The following is a 9,249-nucleotide window of genomic DNA, read 5'->3' on the forward strand; positions in this document are numbered from 1 at the left end:
GTGGATATTTCAATATGGTTAGTTTTAATACCTTGTTGATTAAACCGCTCTAATATGGCAAACACTGTCTTATTTTTTAACAGTTTGAATGTCCTAATCGTATTCCCTTGGGCATCTTTAATGATTTGAGATGAGGGAAAATAACTGCCTTTTTCATACTCTGTTTCTATAACTAATTTAGGCACTAAATGGCTTTCAAGCACGGTTAATGTACTGCGAACAGGGGTGTTTTTTTTGTATGCAAATTCGGTTGTTAGCCACTGCATTCGTGTTTTTTTTACTATCGAAATGATTTTACCCATTTCTTTTTCAACACGGATATAAGTCGGTAAGCTTACTGCTTGCTCAACACTCTCTAATGGCGTTAACTGGTTTTTATCGCCCAATACATAAAAATAAACACCATTTTCTAATGGTTTAAATTGCGCTAAGGGGAATGTGAGCGGAGTTTGTAACCATTTTGTTTTATTAATTTTTTTGTATTGATAATTATCACCCATTTCTATTTCGATTAAATCACTGTATTTATTATTGGGCGATTGGTTCTCTGCTTGAATTAAAGTTAATGGAGCTTGATGTGGAAAGTTTTTATATCGCTCTGCCATAAAACCCGGAAAAGGTAATTGGTGGTAATAAACTTGCTTAGGTTTAATACCTAAATATTCGACGCGTTGTTTTGCCTCACTATCGTATTGACTATTATCATCCAGCCCCTGTTCAAACAACGAATCCGTAAATAACATATGGGCTTTTTTTACATTTATCATTAATTTATTGTAAGGGTAGGGTTCAGGTAAATCTTTTTCAAAATCAAAGATTTCTTCAGGCTCCCTATTTTTCGTTTTTATAACTTGACCTGCTTTATTAAGTATTTGGTTTTCGGCATGTATTAAAGACTGATTATGATGAATGACATGATTGGTTTTTATACCTTGCTTATCAAAGTAGTCCTCAATGCTATAAAGATTAACCTCTCTAATATAATTCTCAATTGAATAGCGCCCCGTTATCGGGTTTTTTCTGGTTGATTGAGTCATTAGCCCCGTATTTTCATCAAAAAAGACTTCAGAGGTATAAATAATATTATGATTGTTATCATACATATCAAGATTAAGCTGTTTTATGTTCTTATTGTCCCAATAATCATAACGATAATGCGTCATTGCAACTAAAGGTCTTTTTTGAATACTGATCACAATACCGTGCTTTTTTTCCACCCGCAGATAGCAAGGTAATTCAAAAACGTCTTCAAATGAAGCGTGTTGTTGTAATTGTTTATGCTCATCTAATGTATAAAAATAAACACCATCTTCTAACGATTGAAAAGCATCATTCGGATATAATATTTCAATAATATTGCGCTCCCGTTGCCATATCTCACTATATTGGTAGTTTTGATTTAATTTGACCTGTGCAATATTTTGAATTGCGATTTCATACATATCAGGATGGTTTTCTAAACCCATTACCGATGTGGATAAATCTTTTTCTGGGTAACTATCTTCATTATCCAAAACAAGCATAAAATCACGTTGAAAATAGACTTTATTGGGCATAATGCCCTGTACTTTTAATTTTTTGACTAGTTGTGCTTGTTGGTCTTGCATTTTTACCTCGGCTAAAACAGATTGAAAAGTTGCTATCCATAAAACAAAAGAAAATAAACATATTTTTATTAGATGTCTCATGTCATTATTAACTCCTTTAAATTTAGGTTTACTTGTTACATTATTCCGACTTTGCTTTTCTGGATATGTCTGATAATTTTTGTACTAATTTAATTCGTTTTTTAGTTTTGTCTTTTGCTTTTTTATTACGCTGATCTAAAGATCTTTTATAACGGATAAAATGCCTATCTTGCTTTAACCCAATACAATCAGGATCAGCTAAATTACAGGTGGCTAATAATAAAAACAAAAAAGTATGGCAATTGGTTTCCTTATAACTGTCACCGGCCCAGCTCCATTCTTCATGTGTCCCATCCGGTTGTATTGCATCAAATTCTTCGGCAAATTGCCTAATTTCATCAAATATCTGCTCTTCATTTCGCGTATCGTTGGGCAACAAATAAGGTGATGTTGTAAAATTGATTTTCTCCACATGGAAATGGCCATTTTGATGCGGATCAAAGGCTCGGCAAGAATGGTCATTATTATTTTTTTTGCGCCCTGCATTTCGGTCTTTTGTTGGCGTTAATTCAGTTAATTCTTTGTTATGATCTTTCTTTCGCCTTTTGGGGTGGTCACCATTTAAAGTACCATCGCTAGAAATGATATTTTTACCATTAAAAATATTCATAGGTTGAAAAGGAAAACCGGCAGGATACCAACCATAACTTTCCCGAAATCCGTTGGCTTTACTTGAGCTTTGTAATGGATTTTCATCGTCATCAACAAGATCTTTTTCTTTTAATCCCCTTTCACGTGAATTTTTCATTACTTCATCTATTTCTGATTCGTCTTCATGCAAAAATTCAACCCAAAAATGCCCCACTCTAAATAGTAGTAAATTAACCGGTATTCTTCGAATCAAAATTTTTTGCGATGGCCTCAATCCCGCTCTGACTTTTGTGATTACTTTTGATGATTCCGAGGGACTAGTAACGGATTTTGCTATTATCCAATTCATAAATCTATCCTTTGAATTCTTATTTATATTTCAATATGACCTCATGTTATTTATAGACAAAATAGGTTAGTTTGATTTGGTGCAAGTTGATTGTTTAGTTGTCTTTATTTGATATTCTCGATTAAATCGGCTGTTGATTATTATTTCCGCTAAAATACCTTGCTTAAGGTTATTTTTACTAAAATATCAGATAAAGCTTCCTGTACTATTACCTATTTTGGTCATTTTATTGCTAACACTGTTGTGATATCTAAGCATTGGTTGAAAAAATACGCGTAAAATCTCTCTATTTTTGATTTGATTGTTATTGGTTTACTTTCATGTTAAAAGTAATAATACTTATAAATAACAAATGTTTTGAGCGTATAAAAAGCTTTCAGCAACAATATTGTTCCAACAAATTTCTGTTTTGCAAATGCTTTGTTGATGACAATACTGAAACAATAATTACTTAAAATCAACACACAATATTTGTTTCCATAGTTGTTGCCAAATGTGGCTTTTTAGGAAACAGGCTTTATAAATATCCTTACTCGATTTAGTGTTATTGTCAAGTTGTAGTTTATTATAATTTGGGATGTGTTAGTTGTTTAATAACAAAAAAGAGCAATAAGATGCTCTTTTTTGTTAAGGTATTTCGGGGTAAGTGAACGTTTCAATATAAAAATTATAATTTGAAATCACTTAAATCATCTTCATTAATTTCAGAATCAATTTGTCCAACTAAATAAGAACTCATTTCCGCTTCTTGTGGAGCTACTTGGACATTATCAGATACGAGCCAGTTATTGATCCATGGAATTGGGTTTGATTTAGTATCAAATGGTAGTTTTAGCCCCACTGCTTGCATGCGAATATTTGTGATATATTCGACATATTGGCATAAGATATCTTTATTTAAACCGATCATTGAACCACCCTCAAACAGGTATTCGGCCCATTCTTTTTCTTGGTTAGCTGCTTGTAAAAATAGGTTATAACAATCTTGTTCGCACTCTTTGGCAATTTCGGCCATGTCAGGATCATCTTCACCACTGCGCAATGTGTTGATCATAAATTGTGTGCCGGTTAGATGTAGGGCTTCGTCACGTGCTATAAGTTTGATAATTTTTGCGTTGCCTTCCATTAGCTCACGTTCAGCAAAAGCAAATGAGCAAGCAAAACTGACATAAAAGCGGATGGCTTCAAGCGCATTTACACTCATTAAACAAAGATATAATTTCTTTTTGAGTTCTCGTAAGCTAATGGTGATGGTTTTATCATTAACATTGTGTTTACCTTCGCCAAGTAGATTGTAATAGCTGGCATAGCTGATAAGATCGTCATAATAACCTGCAATATCACCAGCACGTTTTTGAATTTCTTTATTCGTGACAATATCATCAAAAACAACAGAAGGATCGTTAACAATATTACGAATAATATGTGTGTATGATCGAGAATGTATCGTTTCTGAAAATGACCACGTTTCAACCCATGTTTCAAGCTCTGGAATTGAAATAAGTGGTAATAATGCAACATTGGGGCTACGTCCTTGAATGGAATCAAGCAACGTTTGATATTTTAAGTTACTAATAAAAATATGCTTTTCATGCTCTGGTAATGCAGCATAATCAATTCGGTCTTGAGAGATATCAACTTCTTCAGGGCGCCAAAAAAAGGACAGTTGTTTTTCAATTAATTTTTCAAACATTTCGTATTTTTGTTGATCATAACGAGCAACATTTACCGGTTGTCCAAGAAACATTGGCTCTTTTAGTTGATCATTGTGGACGTGTGAGAAGGTGCTGTAATTCATACTCATAATCGAACTCCTAACGAAATTGGGTAATTTTTCTTTAAACAAAAAGAAAAATAGGAATAGTATAGGATAACCGCTCAGTTATCCTATACTTTTATTTTAGTGCTGAATGAGGCAATTAGATTTTGCACGCTCCGCCTTCACAACCATCATCACTTGCTTTAAATTCAATATCGCCTTGAATATCTTCAGCGCCATCACGTGTATTATGATAATAAAGGGTTTTGACACCATATTTGTAAGCCGTGAGTAAATCAGCTAATAGTTGTTTCATCGGAACTTTATCATTCGGGAATTTGGTTGGATCATAATTAGTGTTCGCCGAAATAGATTGATCTATAAATTTCTGCATGATCCCCACTAATTGTAAATATCCAGTATTATTAGGGAGTTGCCAAAGTAGTTCGTAAAAGTTTTTTAGATTTTTATAGTCAGGTACCACTTGTTTTAAAATACCATCTTTAGAGGCTTTCACACTTATAAAACCACGTGGTGGTTCAATACCATTTGTTGCATTGGAAATTTGCGACGAGGTTTCAGATGGCATGAGTGCTGATAACGTGGAATTACGCAGTCCATAAGTTTTAATCGATTCTCGTAGTGATTCCCAATCATAGTGCAATGGTTCTTTAGTGATAGTATCTAAATCTTTTTTGTAAGTATCGATTGGTAAAATACCTTGAGCATAAGTTGTTTCGTTAAATAGTGGGCACGCCCCCTTTTCTTTAGCAAGGTTATTTGATGCTTTTAACAAATAATACTGCATGGCTTCAAAAGTACGATGAGTTAAATTGTTGGCGCTGCCATCGGAATATTTAACCCCATGTTTTGCTAAATAATAAGCATAATTAATTACACCAATTCCTAATGTCCGACGGTTGATTGAAGAGTTTCGCGCCGCAGGAACTGGATAGTTTTGGTAATCTAGTAGTGAATCAAGTGCGCGTACTGTTAAATCAGCAAGTTCTTCAAAGTCATCTAATGATTCAATTTTGCCAAGGTTAAAGGCAGATAATGTGCAAAGCGCAATTTCACCTTTTTCATCATTAACATTATTAAGCGGTTTAGTTGGTAGCGCAATTTCCATACATAAATTAGACTGATGAACTGGCGCTACTTGAGCATTAAATGGGCTGTGCGTATTGCAATGATCAACGTTTTGAATATAAATTCGCCCTGTTGATGCGCGTTCTTGCATTAGTAATGCAAAGAGTTCAACGGATTTAACCACGCGTTTACGAATATTTACATCTTGTTCATATTGGTGATAAAGCGTTTCAAATTTATCTTGATCGGCAAAGAAAGCATCATAAAGCCCTGGTACGTCTGATGGACTAAATAGCGTAATGTTTTCATTTTTAATTAAGCGTTGATACATTAGTTTGTTGATTTGTACGCCATAATCTAAATGGCGTACACGGTTTTCTTCAACACCACGATTATTACGTAAAACCAGTAAACTTTCGACTTCTAAATGCCAAATTGGGTAAAAAATGGTTGCTGCACCGCCACGTACCCCGCCTTGTGAGCATGATTTAACAGCAGTTTGAAAATATTTATAAAATGGAATACAACCAGTGTGGAAAGCTTCACCACCACGAATTGAACTGCCTAAAGCACGAATTCGCCCCGCATTTATGCCAATTCCAGCTCGTTGTGATACATATTTAACAATCGCACTTGCCGTTGCATTGATAGAATCTAGGCTATCATCACACTCAATTAATACACAAGAGCTAAATTGGCGAGTAGGTGTACGAACCCCTGCCATAATTGGTGTTGGCAATGAAATTTTAAAGGTAGATACCGCATCATAAAAGCGTTTAATATAGTTAAGGCGTGTTTCTTTCGGATAATTGGCAAATAAACAAGCCGCAACTAAAATATATAAAAATTGCGCGCTTTCATAAATCTCTCCAGTAACGCGATTTTGAACCAAATATTTACCTTCAAGCTGTTTAACCGCTGCATAGGAAAACGACATATCACGCCAGTGGTCAACAAACTTATCCATTTGTTCAAACTCCGCTTGCGTATAATCTTCAAGTAGATGCTTGTCGTAATGCTCACTACCAACCATTTTTTTCACGTGTTCGTAAAGTGCAGGTGGTGTAAATTGGTTATAAGCTTTTTTACGTAAATGAAAAATCGCTAAGCGTGCTGCTAAATACTGGTAATCAGGGGATTGTTGTGAAATCAGGTCAGCGGCTGCACGTATAATTGTTTCATGGATGTCTGATGTTCTAATTCCATCATAAAATTGGATATGAGAACGTAATTCAACTTGAGAAACGGAAACATTTTCTAGCCCTTCGGCTGCCCACGCAATGACTCGATGAATTTTGTCGAGATTGATTGGTTCTTTATTTCCATCTCGTTTGGTTACTAGTATTGATTTATTCATTCTTTCTATCCACTTAAATTGTAAAATTTATCGTAAGGTATAATAATTGATAATTATCAAAATATACAATATATAGTGCCTATTAATAAGTTTATTACTATATATAGTGTATTTATTAATCAACAACGTGGATTTTTTTAACTAAAATCAAGCGTGTTAGTTTTAAAATGTAAATTCAGCTTTTTGTTAAAAAAAGAGTAAAGATAGATATAAGTGGAAAAAGTGAAAATATCTCAACGATAAGAATTTCCTATGAATAGGTAGTTCTTGAATCTAGGAAAAACGATTAAGGTGTTACTATATAGCTATACATAATCCATTTTTGTTTTCAGATTCTCTTCGACAATGGTACTTAACATTATAGGTATGTCAATCACAATAATCATTGTTAGAACCAACAATATATTGCCAAGCTTTTTTGGGTCAAGTGCATTTTTGGTATTGAATAACACTGTTACTACATCGTTGTTATTAGCGCTTGTAACCAGATCGTTACCTCGTTTTATTGATACAATATAGCTTTTAGCAAGCCCATTTTAAGCCAGAAGTAAGTCAAATTTAGTACTGTAAAAAGTTGTGGCTTGGAAGTTTTTGTTGAGTGTTTGTTCGATTGAATTAAAAAACTTATTTATTATCCCATTAGTTTTCCTCACTATTTACTGCGTCAAGTGGTGCTAATTCTAGGATAGCTTAACAAAAGGCGGTGTCTTTCAAGATGGTATACCTCTTTGCATGGTTGTGTAATGATAGATTCGTTGGGATATTTATTATTATTTGGAAGTCCGTATTTTGAAAACAAAACTAAATCGGCAGATAACTTGATATTTATACAGACTGTACATACCTTTTTGTGATAGTAAGCAGAATGTATCGGTCGATATTGGTGTAAACTCAACTAATTGTTTTTCTGCTTTGATAGAGAATGTTCAATATTTTCTGAATACTTGAATGTTATAAATTAAACCTTTTAGATGATTGAATTGAGGTATTTATTTAATAGCGGTGCAGATACCATTTTTGTATTCACTTTCTCCTCGGCAGTGATATATAGCATTGTAAGTATGTAGATCACAATATTCTTTTTCATTCGTATCATACAGCCAGATGCGCCTATAAATGTTACCTTGGTTTGGCGCTGCTGCCCAAGAATTAGGATAAGCATTTTGGTTTGGATCGCCCCATTCACCTAATAATGTGCCTATTTCTCGGGTAAATCTTGCATTTCTACCTTTTGGAGCATTGCTTACCTCATTTGCATAGCTTATGCGATAATTGCCGTTTAATTCTTTGCATCCTGAAACTATTTGTTCTGCACTTCCTCTATTGGCTCTTGGTTGGCCAATTAGGTTTTTATCCCAGCCACTGAACCATTTGGTAATAGTAAATGGGTACTCAATGGTCTTACCAGTAACTTTATTTTTTCCTTGAATGATAACGGTATATCCGTTATCAGAGTTCATAATAAGATCCCAGACCACTTTAGTGTTCATCACTTCTACAGTGTTAAATATGACCGTCACAGTATCAGCATTGCTAGAAATAGTCACAAGTTTATCTCCTTTTACGATCTTCCAAATGTAATGTTGAGCAAGCCCATTTTTTGCTAATAAGAGATCAAATTTTGCACCATAAAAAGCGGTTGTCGGGAAGTTTTTGCTTGCATCGATATTAGATTGAATTAAGAAGCCATAGTTTTTATTCCATTCATTTCTTGCACTAACTGCTGCTTGTGTGGGGGCAAGCTCAGGTTTTGCATAACATATACCTGTGTCTTCTAATATGGTATAAATTTTTGACGGGTGAGTGAGTATATTGCCATTTGGATATTCATTAGCCTTAGGTTCACCATACTTTGAAAATAATGTTAAATCAGCGGATATTTTTACTTTATAAGGCGCTAATTGTCCTTTCTGCGTTAATGAACAAAATGTCTCTTCGTCTGTTGGCGTAAATTCAGTTAATTGATTTGATGAATTTGTGTAATACCAGATCATTTTTACTTTTTCTTTTATGCCAAGATAATCTAGTTCATCACCATCAATATCTATATATTGCTCGTTATTTGGTTGTTTTAGTGGGGCTAGCTTTATGCGGTTTTTAAATGGATAGCTAATGGGTAATGTAGCACGGCTTATTTCATTGCCATAATAATTCTTGCTATCAATAGTTAAGCCAAAAAGGTCAAAATCATCAATATGCGCCTCAATTTTGTCAGTTAATCTCGGTTTGCTTCCTTCAATGGTCTGGGCTGTTTGAGCAGATAAAATAGCATAACTTACTGTTGTAAATTGCAATAGGTATATTGTACACACAATTGTTTTAAGATGCTTTTTAGCTATATTCATTATTATTTTTTCCATTATCTCTATTTAAAACAATCATTGTGGCTTTAATTTTAATTAAGATTTTTGGTTTA

5 protein-coding genes are annotated in these 9,249 nt (G+C 34.0%); all 5 read right to left on the minus strand.

Annotated features, from left to right (window positions below; genetic code table 11):
* On the minus strand, positions 1–1,688 hold a 1,688-nt coding region (locus tag A9G28_RS03775), incomplete at its 3' end, for a hypothetical protein (RefSeq protein WP_141674679.1).
* A gap of 40 nt (positions 1,689–1,728) precedes the next feature.
* Complete coding sequence (locus A9G28_RS03780) at positions 1,729–2,628, minus strand: hypothetical protein (protein ID WP_065579811.1); 900 nt, start codon at positions 2,626–2,628, stop codon at positions 1,729–1,731.
* A 667-nt stretch (positions 2,629–3,295) separates the two neighbouring features.
* Positions 3,296–4,426: a class Ia ribonucleoside-diphosphate reductase subunit beta gene (nrdB, locus tag A9G28_RS03785; RefSeq protein WP_065567545.1), complete on the minus strand. Its 1,131-nt coding sequence runs from the start codon at positions 4,424–4,426 to the stop codon at positions 3,296–3,298.
* A 121-nt stretch (positions 4,427–4,547) separates the two neighbouring features.
* A complete protein-coding gene (nrdA, locus tag A9G28_RS03790) occupies positions 4,548–6,833 on the minus strand; it encodes a class 1a ribonucleoside-diphosphate reductase subunit alpha (RefSeq protein WP_065567543.1) in 2,286 nt (761 codons plus the stop codon).
* Positions 6,834–7,822: 989 nt separating this feature from the next.
* Positions 7,823–9,178 carry a hypothetical protein gene (locus A9G28_RS03795; RefSeq protein ID WP_065567542.1) on the minus strand — a complete coding sequence of 452 codons (1,356 nt, stop codon included), beginning with the start codon at positions 9,176–9,178 and terminating at the stop codon, positions 7,823–7,825.
* Positions 9,179–9,249 lie beyond the last annotated feature (71 nt).

The organism is Gilliamella sp. Fer1-1 (assembly GCF_001690825.1).
GTDB classification, from domain to species: domain Bacteria; phylum Pseudomonadota; class Gammaproteobacteria; order Enterobacterales; family Orbaceae; genus Gilliamella; species Gilliamella apicola_C.

Bases quoted from the DNA above. Each gene is read 5' to 3' on its own strand.
- nrdB (WP_065567545.1), bottom strand. From the start codon at position 4,426: ATGAATTACAGCACCTTCTCACACGTCCACAATGATCAACTAAAAGAG.
- A9G28_RS03780 (WP_065579811.1), bottom strand. From the start codon at position 2,628: ATGAATTGGATAATAGCAAAATCCGTTACTAGTCCCTCGGAATCATCA.
- A9G28_RS03795 (WP_065567542.1), bottom strand. From the start codon at position 9,178: ATGAATATAGCTAAAAAGCATCTTAAAACAATTGTGTGTACAATATAC.
- nrdA (WP_065567543.1), bottom strand. From the start codon at position 6,833: ATGAATAAATCAATACTAGTAACCAAACGAGATGGAAATAAAGAACCA.